The organism is uncultured Enterovirga sp., assembly GCF_964242715.1.
In the GTDB taxonomy this organism is placed as follows: domain Bacteria; phylum Pseudomonadota; class Alphaproteobacteria; order Rhizobiales; family Beijerinckiaceae; genus Enterovirga.
In genome coordinates this window covers 14,320-33,039 of sequence record NZ_CAXTAZ010000008.1, presented here as the reverse complement: position 1 = coordinate 33,039, position 18,720 = coordinate 14,320, and the positions used below count along the sequence as shown (strand labels likewise).

The window sequence follows — 18,720 nt, the reverse complement described above, 5'->3', positions numbered from 1 at the left end:
CGGCACCATGCCAGAATTGAGAGCCGGGCGCTTCGGGCTGCGCCGTATCATCTCGATGGCAGCCTTGGCGGCAAGCTCGGCCTACCCGGCCAGTACCTCGTCGACGAGATCGAGCCAGGCCGGCAGGCACACCCGCTCGCGGTCGTAGCGCTGTAATGCGGTGCCGCGGGCCGCGATGCGGAGCGGCGCGAAGCGCTCCCGCGGGCCCGTGCAGGCATCGACGAGCGTTTCGGCGATGGCTGCGGGGTCGAGCATGTCGACGAGGAGACCGTTCTCGCCGTGCCGGATCACCTCCTGCACGGGCGCTGTCGCCGACCCGACGACGAGGCAGCCGAGCGACATCGCTTCCAGCAGCGACCAGGACAGGGCGAACGGGTAGGTGAGATAGACATGGGCGGCCGAGAGCCGCATCACCGCGTGAAGGTGGGCGTGCGGCAGCGTGCCCGTGAAATGGATTCGCGACAGGTCGAGACGGCCCTCGAGTTCTGACAGCAGACGGGCCTTCCAGGTGGTCCCCTCGCCCGCCGAGGCGCCGTAGCCGCCGGGTTCGTCCGCCCCGATCATGACGATCCTCGCCTCCGGAACGCGCGCCTGCAAGGCCGGCAACGCGCGCATGAAGGTGTGGACGCCGCGCATAGGCTCGAAGCGGCGGTTGGCGAAGGTGACGACCGGCATCGTCCCGTCGAGCATTGTCCCGTCCGAAAGCCGGATTCGGCCGGCCGGCCCGGGAGAGATCGCCTCGGTGTCGATGCCCTCGTGCAGGACGACCTGGCGCGCGCGGAACACGTTCGGCAGCAATCCGGCCTGGAAGGCCGTCGGGGACACGATGCGGTCGGCTGCCGCATAGGCGAGCGCGCCGGTCGCGTTCTTGGCATAGACCCGAACGCGCTCGTCGAAATCCGGCTCCCCGAATTCCGGGTCGAACCCGACATCGCCGCCGCTGCCATGGTAGTAGAATTCGCCGTAGAGGATCTGGCGTGCGCGCGGAAACACCTCGCGGAGGAACAGCGTCTCGCCCCAGCCCGGATGTCCGATCACGAGATCCGGCGAGAACCCGTCGGCCTTCAGCCGCAACGCCACCCGGGCCGCCGCTTCGCCCCGCAGAAGGTCGGCCTCCGCCCGCGTGGCGGGCGAGAAGATGCCCTGCGTCGTTCCCCTCCCAAGCACCCAGCGCGACACCGGCACGTCCGGCAAGGGCCGGCCCGTCGGCGAGGAGATCGCCCGGCACAGGTGTCCGCGCTCCGGCAGCGCCTCGCCGAGATGTCCGAACTGCGCCGGGAAGTTGTTGTGGACGAAGAGGATGTTGGCCAAGGCGGCTGCTGGCTCAGCGCCGGCGTGCCGGAGCGTGGGCGCATTCCGCCCGAACGCCCGAGGGAATGCGCTCGCCATCGCCGGACTGCCGGCGCTCGATGAGGGCCCCGGTCGCTTTGCCGAGGCCCTGGATTGCGGCGCGCGCCCCACGTCGAGGTCTTCCTTCCGGGAGCGGACCCAGGCGGATGACGCCGTCGGGCGGGGACAGGACGATGCGCAGCTTCGGGATGGTCAGGGCCACAAGCTCCGTCCGCTGCGGTAGGCGACGGTATCGCACACCCGCCGCCATCTCCAACGCCGGAGATTGGCAGGATCGCGGTCAGGGCTGGTAAGCGGAACGCGACCGGCACAGGAGCCGGCCGCGCATCCGGATTGGCCTTTGCAGGTTTCCCCCTCGCGGCAGCCCCGCGCCATTCATGTCGGGCGGGACGGCTGGCTCTTCCTGACCGGCGGCAGCAACGCGGCCCTCAGCCAATACCGGGCGACCCTCGGGCGCTGGCGGCGGCTCCGCGCCTGGTCCCGGCTGATCGAGCACCGCGCCGATCGCGCACGGGCCGCCCGGATCCGTTATCTCCACATGGTCGTCCCCGAGAAGCTGACCGTCTACCCGCATCTTTGTGCGACGCCGCTCGTGGATCCCGGCCAGTCCCCGGCCTTGCGGCTCGCAGCGGCCGTCGCGGCACGAGGCCGGCCCCGCCTCGTCCTCGATCTCGTCCCTCCGATGCTGTCGGCCGGCAGGAACCAGGCCCTGTACTGGCGGACCGACACCCATTGGACGCTGGCCGGCTGCCTGGTCGCCTATCGCGAACTCTGCCGGGCGCTCGGCGCGACCCCGCAGGGCGGCTTCACGGACCGTCCCTTCCTCGAAACGGACTCGCTCCTGGACCTCGGTTCGAAGATGATCCCGCCGGTCCCGGAGCCTTACCGGGTCTATGGCCTGCAACGCGACGCCGTCCGGACCTTCGCGAACGAAATCGTCACTGACTACGAAGAAGGCCGGGCGCCCGTCTCGCCGCATACCGCCGTGCATGTCGTCTACACGAACCCGTCAGCGGAGGCCGATCCGCGCCGGCTGCTCCTCTACGGCGATTCCTGCGCGCATTATCATCCGTTCCGGCTCACGGCGCTGCTGGCCGAGACCTTCCGGGAGGTCCATTTCGTCTGGTCGGCGAGCGTGGATTGGGAACACGTCGCGAGCGTGAAGCCGGACCTCCTCGTGACCGAGATCGCCGAGCGCTTCCTCGCGCGCGTTCCCGATGACGGCTTCGACCTCGCAGCCGAGACACGCCGGCGGGCGGAGGCGGCGCGCGCCGGGATCGAGACCGCCCCGGTCTAGCGACGCCTGATGCCGCCCCGGAAGGGAGGGCGCGGACCCGTGGAGACGCGCTCGTCCTTGTGCCGGAAGATGAGACGACCCTTTTCGAGATCGTAGGGCGACATCTCGACGGTGACCCGGTCACCGGCGAGGGTCTTGATCCGGTTCTTCTTCATCTTCCCGGCCGTGTAGGCGATGATCTCGTGGCCGCTGTCGAGCTGCACGCGGAAACGCGTATCGGGAAGCGCCTCGGTCACGAGACCTTCGAACTGGATCAGTTCCTCTTTCGCCATCGAGCCTTGTGCCTTCGGTCGCGTCGCCGTGTCGCTTGCGCGCGGCGGCTCTACACGAGAACCGCCCGGCGCGCGACGAAAAAGCGGAAGCGGGGGCAGGAGGCCGCTCCCGGTCGTTGGCCGGATCGCGGGCCTCTGTTACAGGCCGGCGATGCTGGAAGGATTGCCGCCGCACGCGCCGACGCATGTCCTGCGGCTCAGGACCGACGAGGTGCGGGCGCGCGCCCTGACCGAGCTGTTGGGCGAGGTCTTCGACCCGGCCGAGACCGCGGTCGCGGCCTTCGAATCCGAGGACGGCAGGACCTGGCTCCTCGAAGCCTATTTCGCCTCGGAGCCGGACGAGGAGGCGATCCGCGAGCTCGCCCGCCCGTCGGTCGGCGACGATGTCGATGCGGCCACCTTCTCGACCCTCGCCGGCGCCGATTGGGTCCGGGCCTCGCTCGACGGGCTGAAACCGGTCCGGGTCTGGCGCTTCGTCGTCCACGGCGCCCACGATCGCGCCGCCGTCCGGCCGAACGATGTCGCGATCGAGATCGAGGCCGCGCTCGCCTTCGGCACCGGCCATCACGGCACGACGAGCGGCTGCCTCGCGGCGCTCGCGGCCGAGCTGAAGCGCGGGCGTCCTCGCCGCGTGCTCGACGTCGGCACCGGGACCGGCATCCTGGCATTCGCGGCCGCCCGGGCCCTCAGGTCCCGCGTGGTCGCGGGCGACATCGATCCAATCGCGATCGAGGTGGCGCGCGGCAATGCCCGGCTGAACCGGGTCGCGCCCCATCTCGCGCTCTACGTCGCGCCCGGCGTGCGGCATCGGCTGGCCAACCGGACGCGCGGCTTCGACCTCGTCATGGCCAATATCCTGGCCCGCCCCCTCGCCCGCCTCGCGCCTGCCCTCGCCCGCGTGCTCGCGCCGGGTGGCCGCCTCATCCTGTCCGGCCTTCTCGACCGCGACGTCGCCGGCATCGTCGCCGCCTACCGGACCCAGGGTCTCGCGCTCCGCAGCCGGTCCAGTCGCGAAGGCTGGGCGACGCTGGTCCTCGCCCGAGGCGGGGCGGGCCCGCGGCCTCTCTTCGGATCTCGCTTATGACCGCCCGTTTTCAGACCTTCGACGACCTCGCGAGCCCCTCGCAGGGGACAGAGCGCATTCCGCTGCTCCGGGCGGAACTCCTCAGGCGGGGGCTCGACGGCTTCGTCGTGCCGCGCGCGGACGAGCACCAGTCGGAATACGTGCCGCCCTCGGCCGATCGCCTCGTCTGGCTGACCGGCTTTACCGGCTCGGCCGGCACGGCCGTGATCCTGCGGGACGACGCCGCTCTCGTCGTCGACGGGCGCTATACCCTTCAGGCGGCGCATCAGGTCGACACCTCCCTCCTGACGGTCGTGCCGATGGCCGAGACGACGGCCGAGGCCTGGATCGAAGCGCATCTCGGCCAGGGCCGCGTGCTCGGCTACGATCCCTGGCTCCACACCGCCAAGGGCGCCGAGGCGCTTCGGAAGGCGGTCGAGCGAGTCGGATCGAGCCTCTACCCGGTCGAGACGAACCCGCTCGATGCCGTATGGTCGGACCGACCCGCTCCTCCGCGGGGCGCCGTCGCGCTTCATCCCGAGGACCTTGCGGGCGAGCCGACCGGCAAGAAGCTTGAGCGCCTGCGCGCGAAGCTCGCGCATGACCGCGTCGACGGCCTCGTGATCTCGGATCCGCACAACCTCGCCTGGCTGTTCAACCTGCGCGGGGCGGATATCGCGCACACGCCTGTCGCGCTCGGTTACGGCATCGTGCCGAGCGAAGGTCGCCCGGTTCTCCTGCTTGATCCCGACAAGGTCACGAACGACGTCGCCGATGTGCTCGGCCGCGTCGCAGACATCACCTCGCCCGATCGGCTGCCCGCCGAGCTGAAACGGCTCGCGGTCGGGCAAGGCAGGATCCGCCTCGATTCGGCGACAGGCGCGGAAGCGCTGAAGGGCCAGCTCAGAGAGATCGGGCTCGATGCGGATCTCGGCCCCGATCCCCTGACCGCCATGAAGGCCGTGAAGAACGCGACCGAGATCGCGGGCGCCCGGGAGGCGCATCGCCGCGACGGCGCCGCCGTGACGCGCTTCCTGCATTGGCTCGACCGCGAGACGATCGCGGGCGAACCGACCGAGATCTCGGCCGTCGAGGCGCTGGAGCATTTTCGGCAGGAGACCGGGGCGCTCCGGGACGTGTCCTTCCCGACCATCTCGGGATCGGGGCCGAACGGCGCCATCGTGCATTACCGGGTGACGCGGCAGACCGACCGCGCCCTGCAGGCAGGCGAGCTCTTCCTGGTCGATTCCGGCGCGCAATATGTCGACGGCACGACCGACATCACCCGGACCGTGGCGGTCGGGGAGCCCACGGACGAGATGCGCGACCGCTTCACGCGGGTGCTGAAGGGCCATATCGCCATCGCCCGGGCCGTCTTCCCGAAGGGAACGTCGGGCGCGCAGATCGACGGCTTCGCCCGGCGGCCGCTCTGGGAGGCGGGGCTCGATTTCGACCACGGCACCGGCCACGGCATCGGCAGCTACCTGTCGGTGCACGAGGGCCCGCAGCGGATATCGAAACTCGGCACCGCGACGCTCGAGGCCGGCATGATCCTCTCGAACGAGCCCGGCTATTACAAGACCGGCGCCTACGGCATCCGGATCGAGAACCTGATCCTGCTCGAGCCGCGCGAGATCCCGGGCGGCGAGCGCCCGATGCTCGGCTTCGAGACGCTGACGCTGGCCCCGATCGACCGCAAGCTCATCGAGCCGCGCCTGCTGGACGCCGAGGAGCGCGCCTGGCTCGACGACTACCATGCCCGAGTGGCGCACGAACTCGCCGGCCTCGTCGACGCCGGCACGGTCGACTGGCTCGCGAACGCCACCCGCCCGCTCAGCTGAAGACTCTCGACGTCTCCAGGATCAGGCTTCGCCGACCCCTACGACCAGAAGAAGCGTGTGCTCTACATCACGCAGATCGGCTCGAAATTCGTGGATGGTTCGGCGAACCCGCTCCAACTACCCAAGAGCTGGCCGAAGCGACCCCCTACACGGATCTCCAGCCGAGGCGGATCTCTGCCTTGCTCTCGGCCGCCTTCGCGGCGGAGATCGGGGGCGAGGTGGCGTCGGGCTCCGGGTCGCGCTGAGCCTTTCGGGCGCACACCCCCTCCTGCGGGAGGATGCCGGCGTCCCCGATCGCCTGCACGACGGCCCGCAGCTTCTCGAGATCGTAGTGGTTCTCGGAGATCAAATCGGTGATCTCGCCGTCGAGGAGCGCGGTCACATGCCGGCATCGGAGCCGATGGCGCCCCGCCATGCAGGAGCAGCGCAGCGCGTAGCCTTGTCCCGCGAAGGCGCCGGTGATCTCGTGGTGACTGCCGGTCGAACCCCGGATCGTGAAGGCGAGCCTGCCCTCGCCGGAAGGCGCGACCCGCCTCGCCACCCTGATTTCGCGCCGCCGCTCCTGCAGCATCGACATGCAGGGTGAGCGCAGGGGTCCGTCGACGAGCCCCACCCGGATGCCGAGCCGCTCGGTTGCCTCCCCGATCCGGGACGTTCCGGCCTGGGCCGCGGCCGCGAGGGCGACGCGGGCGCAGGCATAGGCGTCCTCCTCGGCGTGGTGATGCCGGAAGGTGACCCCGACCTTCGCGGAAAGCGCCGCGAGGCCGAAGCGCGGTTCGTGCGGCCAGGCCCGGCGCGCCATGGTCCGGGTGCAGAGATAGGTCAGCCGCGGGACCGCGTGGCCGTAGAGCGCGAGGGTGCCGCAGAGGACCGCGATGTCGAACGCCGCGTTGTGGGCGATCACCGTCGCGCCGACGAGGTCGGCCATGAAGGGTGCGATCGCGTCCGGCAATTCGGGCGCGCCTTCGACATCCCGCGGCCGGATGCCGTGGACGCGGACGTTGCCGGGCTCGAACCGCATCTCGGGCGGCCGCACCAGGCTGTAGGCGCGCCGCGTAACGCGGCCGTCCTCGATCCAGGCGAGACCGACCGCGCAGGGGCTGGTCCGCTGCTCGTTCGCCGTCTCGAAATCGATGGCCACCGCCCGCATGGGCCTCTCGGGGTTAAACGAATCAGGCGATTGTAGAGGGCCGGAGTCACGGGCGCAGCCCTGGTGCGTGCTTCGAGACGGCCTGCTGCGCAGGCCTCCTCAGCATGACGCCGGGTTGAAGGGTCCCATCCACCAACGGCGTCATGCTGAGGAGCGGCCGGAGGCCGCGTCTCGAAGCACGCACCCCGCTCAGCCCTGCCCGATCAGCACGAACCAATCGTCTTCCGAGATCACCCGCACGCCGAGCTTCTCGGCCTGGGCGAGCTTCGACCCGGCTCCCGGCCCGGCGATGACGAGGTCGGTCTTGCTCGAAACGGAGCCGGACACCTTCGCGCCGAGGCGCTCGGCCGTGGCCTTGGCCTCGTCGCGGGTCATGCGTTCGAGCGAGCCGGTGAAGACGACGGTCTGGCCTGTCACGGGCGAGGCAGAGGCTGTTTTCTCCGGCGGATCGGTAGCGACCTCGGCCGCGAGAGCCTCCACGGCCTTGCGGTTATGCGCCTCCTCGAAGAACTGGATCAGCGCCTCGGTCGCGACCGGGCCGATATCGGGGTCGCGCGCGAGTTCGAGATAGGCCTCGCCGGCAACGCCGGTCGCCGCCCGCGACGCGACCGCGTGCAGAGCGGCAGCATCGGGGTAGCGCTCGCGCAGGGCCTCGCGCTGCTTCGTGTTGAGGCGCACGGGGACCTCGTCAAGCGAGAGTTCGGCAGGCGGCGCCGGCTCGGCGCCCCAGGCGACGAGCGCGTCGCGCGAGACGCCTCCGACATTCTCCGCGGTGCTGAGCTCGAACCAGGCGGCTCCGGGCTGGGCGGCCCGGGCCGCATCGAGCCCGGCCACGAGGGCCGCAACATCCGCGAAATGCCGGGTCAGCGCCCGCGCTGTCGTCTCGCCGACATGCCGGATGCCGAGCGCGAAGATGAAACGCTGCAGCGGCACGCGCCGGCGTTCCGCGATGGCGTCCAGAAGTTTTCTGACGGAGACCGCCTCCTCGGCTGCGGCCTTGGCCTTTCCCTTCTTCGGAGGCACCCTCCCCTCGCGCTCGTAGCGCTCGGCCGAGAGCGCCGCCCGGTGCTCCTCGAGCGCCGCCTTCACGTCGTCATAACCGAGCCGAAAGAGGTCGGCCGGGTCCCGCACGAGGCCGCGGTCGTGGAAGGCCTGGACCAGCGTGCCGCCGAGGCCCTCGATGTCGAAGGCGTTGCGGGCCACGAAATGGCGGAGCCGCTCGACGGCCTGCGCTGCGCAGATCAGCCCGCCGGTGCAGCGCCGCACCACGTCCTCGCGGCCGGTGCGGGGATTGATCTCGCGCGTCGCGTTCGAGCCGCAGACCGGGCAGGTCTTCGGGAAGTCGTAGGGCTTCGACGACCGGGGCGGGCGCTTGCCCTCGACCACGCCCAAGACCTGTGGGATCACGTCCCCGGCGCGCTGGATCTCGACGGTGTCGCCGACCCGCACGTCCTTGCGGGCGATCTCGTCCTCGTTATGCAGGGTCGCGTTCCGGACGACGACGCCGCCGACCGTCACGGGCCGAAGCTTCGCAACAGGGGTCAGCGAGCCCGTGCGGCCGACCTGGATCTCGATGTCGTCCAGGATCGTGACGGCCCTCTCGGCCGAATATTTGTGGGCGATGGCCCAGCGCGGCTCGCGCGACACGAAGCCGAGCCGGGCCTGGAGCGCGAGATCGTCCACCTTGTAGACCACGCCATCGATGTCGTAGCCGAGGGCCCCGCGCTTGGCCTCGATCGCCCGATACTGCGCCAGCATCTCCTCGACGTTGTGGCAGAGCCGCAGGAGCGGGCTCGTCTCGAGACCGCATTCCGCCAGCACGGCCACCATGCCGGCTTGCGTTGCGGCCGGCATCTCCGGGGCGACCTCGCCCCAGGCATAGGCCTGGAACCGGAGCGGACGCGACGCGGTGACCGCGACGTTCTTTTGCCGCAGGCTTCCCGCGGCTCCGTTCCTCGGATTGGCGATCTCGGGCTTCCCTGCCGCGACCTGCTCGGCATTGATCGCGGCGAAATCCGCGTGAGTGAGATAGACCTCGCCCCGCACCTCGAAGATCTCGGGCCAACCCTCGCCCTTGAGCCGCTCCGGGATGTCCCGGACGGTGCGGGCACTCGGCGTCACATCCTCGCCAACAGCGCCGTCGCCGCGCGTCGTCGCGTGGACGAGAATGCCACCCTCGTAGCGCAGGCTGAGCGAGAGGCCATCGATCTTGGGCTCGGCCGTCATCGCGAGCGGCGCATCGTCCGGGAGCCGCAGGAAGCGCCGCACCCGGGCGACGAAATCGGCTACGTCCCCCTCGGAATAGGCCTTGCCGAGCGACAGCATCGGCACCCGGTGCCGACGCTTGGCGAAGCGGTCGGAGGGTTTTGCGCCGACCGTCTCGGTCAGGCTGTCGGCGGTGGCGAGTTCGGTATGCGCCGCCTCGAGCGCCTCGTAGCGACGGAGAAGCGCGTCGTATTCTCCGTCCGAAATTGTGGGCGCGTCGTCCTGGAAATAGCGCCGGTCGTGCTCCGCGAGTTCGGCCCCGAGCCATTCGTGCTCCGCACGGGCCGCATCGGGCGTGAGATCGGTGACCGGGATGCCGCGAGCTTTGGTATCTATCGGCATGTCGTTGTCAGACGTTCCGCTCACGGCGCCATATTGAAGGGTTTCGGCGAGCTTGGCCTCTCTCCGTCATTGCGAGCGTAGCGAAGCAACCCAGAGGCCGGCGCGCTGGCTCCTGGGTTGCTTCGTCGCTGACGCTCCTCGCCATGACGGCCGTTCGCACTGACGCGTTCAGCGAACGAGATCGGCCTCACACCTGCCCCGCCTCGATCAGCCGTCCGGCGGCCGCCCTCGCCTCCTCGGTGACCTGGGCGCCGGCCAGCATGCGGGCGATCTCCTCGCGGCGGGAGCTGGGCTGGAGGGCCGAGACTTCGGTCAGGACACGGTCGCTGCCACGGGGCGAGGACTTTGCGATCAAGAAGTGACTCGTCGCCCGCGCCGCGACCTGGGGCGCGTGGGTGACGGCCATCACCTGCACCCGGTCGGCAAGCCGCGCCAGGCGCTGGCCGATCGCGTCCGAGACGGCGCCGCCGACCCCCGTATCGACCTCGTCGAAGACGAGCGTCGGGGCCGAGCCGCGATCGGCGAGGACGACTTTCAGTGCGAGGATGAAACGCGACAATTCCCCGCCCGAGGCGACCTTCATCAGAGGCCCAGGCCGGGTGCCGGGATTGGTCTCGACCCAGAATTCGACGCGGTCGAACCCGGCCGGGTCGCGCGCGCTGCGGTCGGTCTCGATGCGGGTGAAGAGGCGGGCGCGTCCGAGCCGCAAGGGCACGAGTTCCTCGCCGACGGCGCGATCGAGCGTCGCGGCCGCCGCGTGGCGGGCCTTCGACAATCGGTCGGCCGCGCCCACATAGGCGAGATCGGCTTCGGCCAGCGACGTGGCTAACCGTGCCAGTTCCTCTTCCCCGGCCTCGATCGCGGCGTGCTCCGTCGCGAACCGGTCGCGGAGGACGGCGAGATCATCCGCCGGAACGTTGAACTTGCGCGAGGCGGCCCGGAGCTTGAACAGCCGCTCCTCGGTCCGCTCGAGTTCGGCCGGGTCGAATTCCGCGGCCCGCATGGCTTCGGCCAAGGCCAATTCAGCCTCGTCGAAAGCCACCATCAGGGCGTCGAGCGCGGCAACCGGGCGGGCGACGATGGACGCCGCCATGGCGGAGCGCCGTTCAAGCTTGCGCAAAGCGGCGAGCAGCCCGGGCACCGGGCCCGAGATCGATTCGGCCGTGTCGGCGAGGTCGGCCGCGACCTTCTCGGCGCCCTGCATGAGCTGACGCCGTTCGGAGAGCGCAACCTCCTCGCCGGCTTCGGGCGCGAGAATCATTAGCTCCTCGACCGCATGGGCGAGGTAATCCCGCTCCTTGCGGATCTCCGCCATCCGGGCCTCGTGCTCGGCCAGCGCCGACCGGGAGTCGCGGACCCGCCGGGCTGCGTCCGCAACGGCCCGGGCGTCGGCGCCAAGGCCGGCATGGCCGTCGAGGATGGCGCGGTGACTTGCGGGGTCGACGAGGGCCCGGTCCGCATGCTGCCCGTGGATCTCGACGAGGCTCGCGCCGATCGAGCGCAGGGCCTGGACACTGACGGGCTGGTCGTTGACCAAAGCGCGCGTGCGGCCATCGGCGAACTGCACGCGCCGTAGGATCAAGTCGCCATCGATCTCGAGATCGGCCGCCTCGGCGAGGCGCCGGGCCGGATGGTCGACCGGCACGTCGAAGACGGCCGTGACCTGACCCTGGGATTCCCCGTGACGAACGAGCGCGCCGTCGCCCCGCCCGCCGAGGGCGAGGGCGAATGCGTCGAGGAGAATGGACTTGCCGGCGCCGGTCTCGCCGGTGAGCACGGTCAGGCCGGCCGGAAAACGGATCTCGAGCCGTTCGATCAGGACGATGTTGCGGATCGCAAGCTGCGCAAGCATGCGCGGCCCGCTCTACTCTCCGACGACCGCGACTTTGAGCCCCTTGAACGACCGGCTGATCCAGGAGCCGCTATCCTCGCGCGGCTCAAGCCCGCCGCTGCGGAGCAGCGCGTAGGAATCCTTGTACCACTGGCTGTCGGGGAAGTTGTGCCCGAGCACCGCCGCGGCAGTCTGGGCCTCGCCAGTCAGGCCGAGCGCCATATAGGCCTCGGTCAACCGTTCGAGAGCCTCCTCGATGTGCCGTGTGGTCTGGTACTTGGCGACGACGTCGCGGAACCGGTTGATGGCCGCGGTGTAGTTCCGGCGCTCGAGATAGTAGCGGCCGACCTCCATCTGATTGCCCGCGAGCTGATCGCGAGCCACCTGGATGCGATAGCGCGCGTCGCTGACATATTCGGATTGCGGATAGCGCTGCACGAGTTCGGTTAGAGCGACCAGCGCCTTTTCTGCCCGTTCCTGGTCGCGGCTCGTATCAGGGATCTGGTTGTAGTTCGACATCGCGTACAGATATTGCGCGTACGCCGCGTCCTTCGTGTTCGGATATTTGCTGATGTAGCTCTTGGACGCCGTGATCGCGTCGTCCCATTTCTGGCCTTCGTAATTGGCGTAGGCCTCCATGATGAGACCTTTGCGCGCCCATTCCGAATACGGATAGTTCTTGCTGAGATCGGCAAACCGCTTGGCGGCGCCCTCGTGATCGCTGTTCTTCATGCGACCGAGGCCCTGATCGTAGACCTTCTCGGCCGGCACGTCGGCCACGATCTTCATCTCGTATTTTTCGGCGGTATCGAACGGATTGAGCGAGGACAGCGTATCGCAACCGGCGAGACCGGCACCGGCCCCCGCGATCAGCGCGGCACGCAGAGCAAGGGTTGCCCCTCGTTTCCAGGCAGTGATGTCGAACATGCGGCGTCGGCCCTCGTTCGTCGCGGCGGCGATGGCAACACGCCACCCAGTCTCGCAGGACGACTACGACATCGGGGCGAGAGCGGCTATGACCCTTCCGCCACACCCGGCCGGAACCGTATTCGGCCCCATGCGTCCGTGGTGATGTCCGGTGCCTTGCCTAGTGCAGGTCGGGGGCGTAGGCCGGAACGGCGATGCCGTTTCCGATCTCCGCGTAACCCGACTCGCGCCGTGCCTCGCCGTCTACGATGGCGTAGTTTGCCCGATCGGAGAGAAGCTCTTCCAAGACGGCGACATTGAGGCGATGGCCGCTGCAATAGGACCGGTACGTCGCCAGAAGAGGGTAACCCGCGAGGGAGAGATCGCCGACGGCGTCCAGCATCTTGTGACGGACGAACTCGTCGGCGAAGCGAAGGCCTTCGGGGTTTATCACCTGATCGTCGCCGATCGCGACGGTGTTCTCGAGCGAGGCGCCGAGCGCGAAGCCCGCCTTCCAGAGCTTCTCGACATCGCCGATGAAGCCGAAGGTCCGGGCCCGGGAGATTTCGCGCCGGAACGAGACCGGGGTCAGGTCGACCACCTTGCGCTGACGGCCGATGATGGGATTTTGAAAATCGATCTCGACGTCGAGACGGAAGCCCTTGGAATTCGGCAGCAATTCCGCCGAGCCGATGCCCTTTTCGACCCGTACCGGCCGCAGCACACGGATCTGCTTGCGGACGGCGCGGCTCCGGACGATCCCGACCTGGTCGATCGCGTCGACGAAAGCGGCCGCGGAGCCGTCGAGGATCGGCACCTCGGCGCCGTCGATCTCGATGAGGGCGTTGTCGATGCCAAGGCCGCTCAGGGCCGACATCAGGTGCTCGACAGTAGCGACGGCGCCCGATTCACGCTGGCCGAGGACGGTGCAGAGTTCCGTCGCGGTCACGGAAGCATGCCGGGCTTCGATCAGCCGGTCACGGCCATTCGGCAGACCGGTGCGCAGGAAGACGATGCCATGATTGGCTTGCGCCGGGTGGAGATGAACATTGACCGTCTTGCCGGAATGAACGCCGATGCCGGACAGCGAGACAGGTGCGCCAAGAGTGGCTTGCAGGCTCGATTTCATTCGCTCACCTAGGGCCGAGTTCCGCCGCGGCGTGACATTGCATCCGCCAGCTTCCTGATCTCGCCCGTTTAATGCCCCGATCGGGCGCGGTCCTTGTCAACGCGGACGCGCTGCCCATCAACATGTGCCTGGAGAACCTAGTCCAGGCGCGGGGAGGGGCCAAATCACGGTTTCTTACGCTCTGTTACAAAGGTGTTTCGCGCGGCTCTCCCAACGCGAACGGCCCCGAAACACGTCGGGGCCGTCGCGTCCTGGAGGGGCGTTCAGCTCGAATGGCGGCGCAGGAAGGCTGGGATTTCGAGGTGATCCTCGTCATTGGCGCGCGGCGGCGAGGCGACCCGGCCCTGCGCGTCGAGGCCGCCGGTCGCGGGCCGGTACGGGATCGCGGCCGGGGCGCGTTTGGCATATTCGGCATGGGTGGACGGCATCGTCCGCGGGGCCGGCTCGGGAGCCGGGATCTGCGGCGGCAGGCCTGCCGGCTCCGAATAGGACGCGTGAGGCTGGGCCGCGGGCTCCTCCCGCCGGCCGAAGCCGACGGTCGCGAGCTTACGGAGCAATCCCCTTGCCTCCTGGCCGATGCTCTCGCCCTCGCCGCGATGCGCGCGCAGCTTCTTCTGCGCCGGCTGGGGCAATTCTTCCATCCGGGGCATGCGGGGCGAGCGCAGGGCGCGCTCCGCTTCCGGGGGGAGGAAGTGAGTCGGCTGCGGGGCGACCGATTCCGGCTTCGGCTGGGCGACGGGTGCGATCGGCTCGTAAGCCGCGCCCTTGGCCGGGGCCGGGGTCAGCGTCACGTCGTTATGGACGACGCTCGGCATCGGGATCTCGGCCGCCGCCTGAGCCACGATTTCCGCGGCACGGGCGTTGGACGAGACTTCCGGCGGACGGCCGGCCTCGGCCGGAGGTGTCGCCCGGAGGCGCGCCTCGGCGCGAAGCCGCTCGGCCACCTCGGCGATCCGCTGCTCGGTCGCCGAGAGCGGGGCTTCGGCGATCGCCGGCTGGTCGATGCCGGTCGCCACGACCGACACCCGGATCGTGCCTTCGAGCGATTCGTCGAAGGTGGCGCCCAGGATGATGTTCGCCTCGCTGTCGACCTCCTCGCGGATGCGGGTGGCAGCCTCGTCGAGCTCGTAGAGGGTCAGGTCGCGCCCGCCCGTGATCGAGATCAGGAGGCCGCGGGCCCCCTTCATCGAGACCTCGTCGAGGAGCGGATTCGCGATCGCGGCTTCCGCCGCGCGGCTGGCGCGCTTCTCGCCGGTGGCCTCGCCGGTCCCCATCATCGCCTTGCCCATGCCCCGCATGATGGCGCGGACGTCGGCGAAGTCGAGGTTGATGAGGCCTTCCTTGACCATCAGGTCGGTGATGCAGGCGACGCCCGAATAGAGCACCTGGTCGGCCATCGCGAAGGCGTCCGCGAAGGTCGTCTTCTCGTTCGCGACCCGGAACAGGTTCTGGTTCGGGATGACGATCAGCGTGTCGACATGCTGCTGCAACTCGGTGACGCCGGCCTCGGCGACCCGCATGCGGCGCACGCCCTCGAACTGGAACGGCTTCGTCACGACGCCGACCGTCAGGATGCCCATCTCGCGGGCAGCCCTGGCGATGACCGGCGCGGCGCCGGTGCCGGTGCCGCCGCCCATGCCGGCCGTGATGAAGGCCATGTGCGAGCCGGAGAGCTGGTCGCGGACCTCGTCCATGACCTCCTCGGCCGCCGCGCGCCCGACCTCGGGCTGCGAACCCGCGCCGAGGCCCTGGGTCACGCCGAGGCCCATCTGGATGATGCGCTCGCAACGCGACGACGACAGCGCCTGGGCGTCCGTGTTCGCGCAGACGAAATCGCAGCCCATCAGGCCCGATTCGATCATGTTGTTCACGGCGTTTCCGCCGGCGCCACCCACACCGAAGACGGTGATGCGGGGCTTCAGTTCCCGGATGTCCGGGGCTTGCAGATTGATCATGACCGAACCCTCTCCTTGGCCCCGTGATTGGCCCCGTGTGCTGCGCCGGCGACCAACGTCGCCTGCGTCGTCAGAAACTTTCGCCGATCCATCGTCTCACCTGCTCGAAATAGCCCCCGGTCCCAGACCCGGCGAAAGGCCGCCGTCCTCGGGGTTCGAAATGCTCGATATGCGCGACCTGCGGATAGACCAGCAGGCCGACCGCGGCCGAGAAGGCCGGGCCCTTGCCGGCTTCCGGCAACCCCTTGATGCCGAGGGGGCGCCCCATCCGGACCTGCCCCTGCAGCACGCGGCTCGCGACGTCCGGCAGGCCCATCAGCTGGCTCGCGCCGCCGGTCAGCACGATCCGGCGCCCGGCCTGGGCGGCGTAGCCGGCATTCCGGAGGCGGTCGCGGACGAGTTCGAGGATCTCCTCGACGCGCGGCTTGATGATCCGCACGAGCTGGGCCCGGGGCACGTGGCGGGCGCTCTCGCGCTCGTCGTCGTCGCCGATATGGGGCACGGCAACCATGTCGCGGTCGTCCGAGCCCGACGACAGCGCAGTCCCGTAGAGCGTCTTCAGGCGCTCCGCCGCGTTCACCGTCGTGGTGAGCCCGCGGGCGAGGTCCATGGTGATGTGATGGCCGCCGACCGCGATCGCGTCGGCATGGACGAGGTGGCCGCCCGAGAACACGCCCCAGGAGGTCGTGCCGCCGCCCATGTCGATCACGACGACGCCCATTTCGGCCTCGTCGTCTGCGAGCGTGGACAGGCCGGACGCGTAGGGCGTCGCGATCACGGCCTCGATGTCGAGATGGCTGCGCTCGATCGCGAGCATCAGGTTGCGGGACGAGGCCGCTTCCGCCGTGACGACGTGGAGATCGACCCCGAGCCTCTCGCCGATCATTCCGGAGGGCTCGACGATGCTCGACTGGCCATCGAGCGAGAAGCCGGTCGGCAGCGCATGCAGGACGGCGCGGCCGGGACGAAGCGTGTGGTTGCTCGCGACCTCCAGCACCCCACCGATATCGGAAGAACAGACCATCCCGGACCGAACCGGCACGTGAGCGGCGAAATGATGCGAGGCGAGGCGGCCGCCCGTGAGATTCACGATGACGGACTTCACCTCGACGCCGGCCATGCGCTCGGCGGCGTGGATGGCCGGCCGGATCGCGCTTTCGGCCGCTTCAAGATCGATCACGGCGCCGCCCTTCAGGCCGAGCGATCGCTGGTGCCCGATGCCGAGGACGCGGGCGAGATGCGTCCGACCGCGGAGCGCCTCGCCCTCGGGAACGGGGCGCAGCTCGGCGATCAGGCAGACGACCTTGCTCGTGCCGACATCCAGCACCGACAGCGTCGCCGTCCGGCGCGTCGGGAGGGGTTTCAGGCGGGGTGTCAGTCCGTGGTCCTGCAGGCTCACGTCTCGATCCCCTTCACGCCACGCTGAATTTTCTTCTTGCCGTTCTCGCTCCGGGCAGCCGCCGCCTCTTCGGTGAGCCGAACGACGACCCGGTCCGACATGCGGAGGTCGATCGCCAGGACATCCTTGCCGAGGAGACCGGATTCGCGGTCGAGCCGGACGAGCCGGGCCATGGCGGCCGGGGCACCCTCCTCCGGGAGCCGGATGTCGAGCCCGTTCTCCATCTTGAGGGTCCAGCGGCGGCCGGAGATCAGCATGCCGGCCCGGACCTTGGAGCGGAGCGGCCCTGCGGCCTCCAGGAGCGCCAGATAGGCCGGGGCCTGGAGGTTCGCCCCTTCGCCCACGACGAGCGGAAGCGAGGCAAGCGAACGGTCGCGCAGCCGGTCGATCGCGGTTCCGTCCCGCGCGACGACGAAGAGTTCGCCGTCCCGCTGCCACAGCGCGTAGGGCTCGCGCTCGACCAGCGTCAGGACGAGCTCGCCCGGATAGAGCTTGCGGACCTCGACGCTCTGGATGAAGGGGTCGGCGAGGAGCCGCTCGCGGGCCTCGGCCGCGTTCAGGAAGGGCATCGAGCTGCCCGGCGTGATGCCGGCGAGGTCGAGGATGTAGCTCTCCGGCAGTCTCGCGATTCCAGCGATCGTGACCTTCTCGATCCCGAAGCCGAGCGCCCGCGCAACCGTGTCGCGCGGGTCGCCGTGAGTGCGGGCGAATTCGGCATAGTCACCGTTCAGGACGAGACCGTAGCCGGCGATCAGGCCGAAGAAGCCGAGCGTCAGGAAGGTGCCGGCGAGGTGGGGGATCCGCCGGGACAGCGGCACGGCGACCGACGAGCGGCGCCGGAAACCTAGAGAATCGAGGGGCGAGGACAGCCTGAACAGGTGACGGGGAAGGCGGTCGAGAAGGCTGTCCTGGCGCGCCGCCGCAGGCCGGCTTGCGCCGGCGCTACCGGCGCTGCCGGTCAGCGGTTCAAGGACGCGTCCTCCACCATCCATTTCACAAGCTCGCCGAACGTAAGGCCTGCATAGGCCGCCATTTCGGGCACCAAGGACGTTGCCGTCATTCCAGGCTGGGTGTTGACCTCCAGCACGACGACCTCGTCCGTTCCACCGGGCGTGTCGTCGTATCGAAGGTCGGTGCGGCTGACGCCGCGACACCCGAGTGCTTGATGCGCCGTTAACGCCAACTCTTGGACGCGCTGGTAAATATTTGGTTTAATTTCAGCAGGAAGGACGTGGATCGAGCCGCCCTCGGCATACTTCGCGTCATAGTCGTAGAAGATGCCCGTGGCGGGCCTGATGTCGATCACGCCGAGCGCCCGGTCGCCCATCACGGCGCAGGTCAACTCCCTGCCGGGAATGAACTTTTCGACCAGGACCTCGTCGCCGAACGGCCAATCCTCGCGGCCCACCTCCTGCGCAGGATGGGTCCTGTCCTCGCGCACGATGATGACGCCGACCGACGAGCCTTCGTTCACGGGCTTCACGACGTAGGGCGGCGGAAGCACGTGGCGTGTGGCCGCCTCGCCACGCTTCACGACCACCCCGTCGGGCACGCTCACGCCCGCCGCCCGCATGACCTGCTTCGCCCGCTCCTTGTGCATGGCGAGCGCGGAGGCGAGCACGCCGGAATGGGTGTAGGGGATCTGCAGCAGCTCTAGCAGGCCCTGAATCGTGCCGTCCTCGCCGTAGCGGCCGTGGAGGGCATTGAAGCACACGGTCGGCCTCACCGCCTGGAGCACGCGCGCCACGTCCGGCTGCACGTCAATTGGCGTAACCTGGTAGCCCTGTTCCTGAAGCGCCTTGGCGCAGGCCCGCCCGGAATTCAGCGACACCTCCCGCTCGGCCGACCAGCCACCCATCAGGACGGCGACGTGTTTGGGGGCGGTGGTGGGCATCGGCAGCTACTTTCGTCAGGACGGGT

At 69.4% G+C, this 18,720-nt stretch carries 14 protein-coding genes; 3 read left to right on the top strand and 11 right to left on the bottom strand.

Going from position 1 to position 18,720, the window contains the following annotated elements; all coding sequences use genetic code 11:
* Positions 1-81: 81 nt before the first annotated feature.
* Positions 82-1,311: a glycosyltransferase gene (locus ACFE87_RS06125; RefSeq protein ID WP_375458737.1), complete on the bottom strand. Its 1,230-nt coding sequence runs from the start codon at positions 1,309-1,311 to the stop codon at positions 82-84.
* A 379-nt stretch (positions 1,312-1,690) separates the two neighbouring features.
* On the opposite strand from ACFE87_RS06125, the gene ACFE87_RS06120 reads away from it, so the two are divergent.
* On the top strand, positions 1,691-2,647 hold the full coding sequence (locus ACFE87_RS06120; RefSeq protein ID WP_375458736.1) for a hypothetical protein: 957 nt from the start codon (positions 1,691-1,693) through the stop codon (positions 2,645-2,647).
* On the opposite strand, the gene infA is transcribed toward ACFE87_RS06120, so the two are convergent.
* A complete protein-coding gene (gene infA / locus ACFE87_RS06115) occupies positions 2,644-2,919 on the bottom strand; it encodes a translation initiation factor IF-1 (protein WP_375458735.1) in 276 nt (91 codons plus the stop codon). The two genes, ACFE87_RS06120 and infA, sit on opposite strands and share 4 nt — an antisense overlap.
* Positions 2,920-3,070: 151 nt before the next feature.
* On the opposite strand from infA, the gene ACFE87_RS06110 reads away from it, so the two are divergent.
* Positions 3,071-4,003 carry a 50S ribosomal protein L11 methyltransferase gene (locus tag ACFE87_RS06110; protein WP_375458734.1) on the top strand — a complete coding sequence of 311 codons (933 nt, stop codon included), beginning with the start codon at positions 3,071-3,073 and terminating at the stop codon, positions 4,001-4,003.
* Positions 4,000-5,823 carry an aminopeptidase P family protein gene (locus ACFE87_RS06105; RefSeq protein WP_375458733.1) on the top strand — a complete coding sequence of 608 codons (1,824 nt, stop codon included), beginning with the start codon at positions 4,000-4,002 and terminating at the stop codon, positions 5,821-5,823. The genes ACFE87_RS06110 and ACFE87_RS06105 overlap by 4 nt, the downstream gene beginning before the upstream one ends.
* Positions 5,824-5,968: 145 nt before the next feature.
* On the opposite strand, the gene ACFE87_RS06100 is transcribed toward ACFE87_RS06105, so the two are convergent.
* From ACFE87_RS06100 to ACFE87_RS06060, 9 genes are all read right to left on the bottom strand, one after another.
* Positions 5,969-6,973 carry a 3'-5' exonuclease gene (locus tag ACFE87_RS06100; RefSeq protein ID WP_375458732.1) on the bottom strand — a complete coding sequence of 335 codons (1,005 nt, stop codon included), beginning with the start codon at positions 6,971-6,973 and terminating at the stop codon, positions 5,969-5,971.
* 189 nt (positions 6,974-7,162) lie between these two features.
* Positions 7,163-9,580, bottom strand: a complete 2,418-nt coding sequence (ligA, locus tag ACFE87_RS06095) for an NAD-dependent DNA ligase LigA (RefSeq protein ID WP_375458731.1) — start codon at positions 9,578-9,580, stop codon at positions 7,163-7,165.
* Between the two features lie 187 nt (positions 9,581-9,767).
* Complete coding sequence (gene recN, locus ACFE87_RS06090) at positions 9,768-11,432, bottom strand: DNA repair protein RecN (RefSeq protein ID WP_375458730.1); 1,665 nt, start codon at positions 11,430-11,432, stop codon at positions 9,768-9,770.
* Positions 11,433-11,444: 12 nt separating this feature from the next.
* The gene (locus ACFE87_RS06085) at positions 11,445-12,338 is read right to left on the bottom strand and encodes an outer membrane protein assembly factor BamD (RefSeq protein WP_375458729.1); all 894 of its coding nucleotides are present in this window, start codon (positions 12,336-12,338) and stop codon (positions 11,445-11,447) included.
* A 160-nt stretch (positions 12,339-12,498) separates the two neighbouring features.
* The gene (gene lpxC / locus ACFE87_RS06080) at positions 12,499-13,446 is read right to left on the bottom strand and encodes a UDP-3-O-acyl-N-acetylglucosamine deacetylase (protein ID WP_375458728.1); all 948 of its coding nucleotides are present in this window, start codon (positions 13,444-13,446) and stop codon (positions 12,499-12,501) included.
* Positions 13,447-13,709: 263 nt separating this feature from the next.
* Positions 13,710-15,401 (bottom strand): cell division protein FtsZ, encoded by a 1,692-nt coding sequence (ftsZ, locus tag ACFE87_RS06075; protein ID WP_375458727.1) that lies wholly within the window; start codon positions 15,399-15,401, stop codon positions 13,710-13,712.
* 70 nt (positions 15,402-15,471) lie between these two features.
* Complete coding sequence (gene ftsA / locus ACFE87_RS06070; protein WP_375458726.1) at positions 15,472-16,800, bottom strand: cell division protein FtsA; 1,329 nt, start codon at positions 16,798-16,800, stop codon at positions 15,472-15,474.
* Positions 16,797-17,792 carry a cell division protein FtsQ/DivIB gene (locus ACFE87_RS06065; RefSeq protein ID WP_375458725.1) on the bottom strand — a complete coding sequence of 332 codons (996 nt, stop codon included), beginning with the start codon at positions 17,790-17,792 and terminating at the stop codon, positions 16,797-16,799. The genes ftsA and ACFE87_RS06065 overlap by 4 nt, the downstream gene beginning before the upstream one ends.
* A complete protein-coding gene (locus ACFE87_RS06060; RefSeq protein WP_375458724.1) occupies positions 17,759-18,694 on the bottom strand; it encodes a D-alanine--D-alanine ligase in 936 nt (311 codons plus the stop codon). Before ACFE87_RS06060 ends, ACFE87_RS06065 begins: the two co-directional genes overlap by 34 nt.
* Positions 18,695-18,720 lie beyond the last annotated feature (26 nt).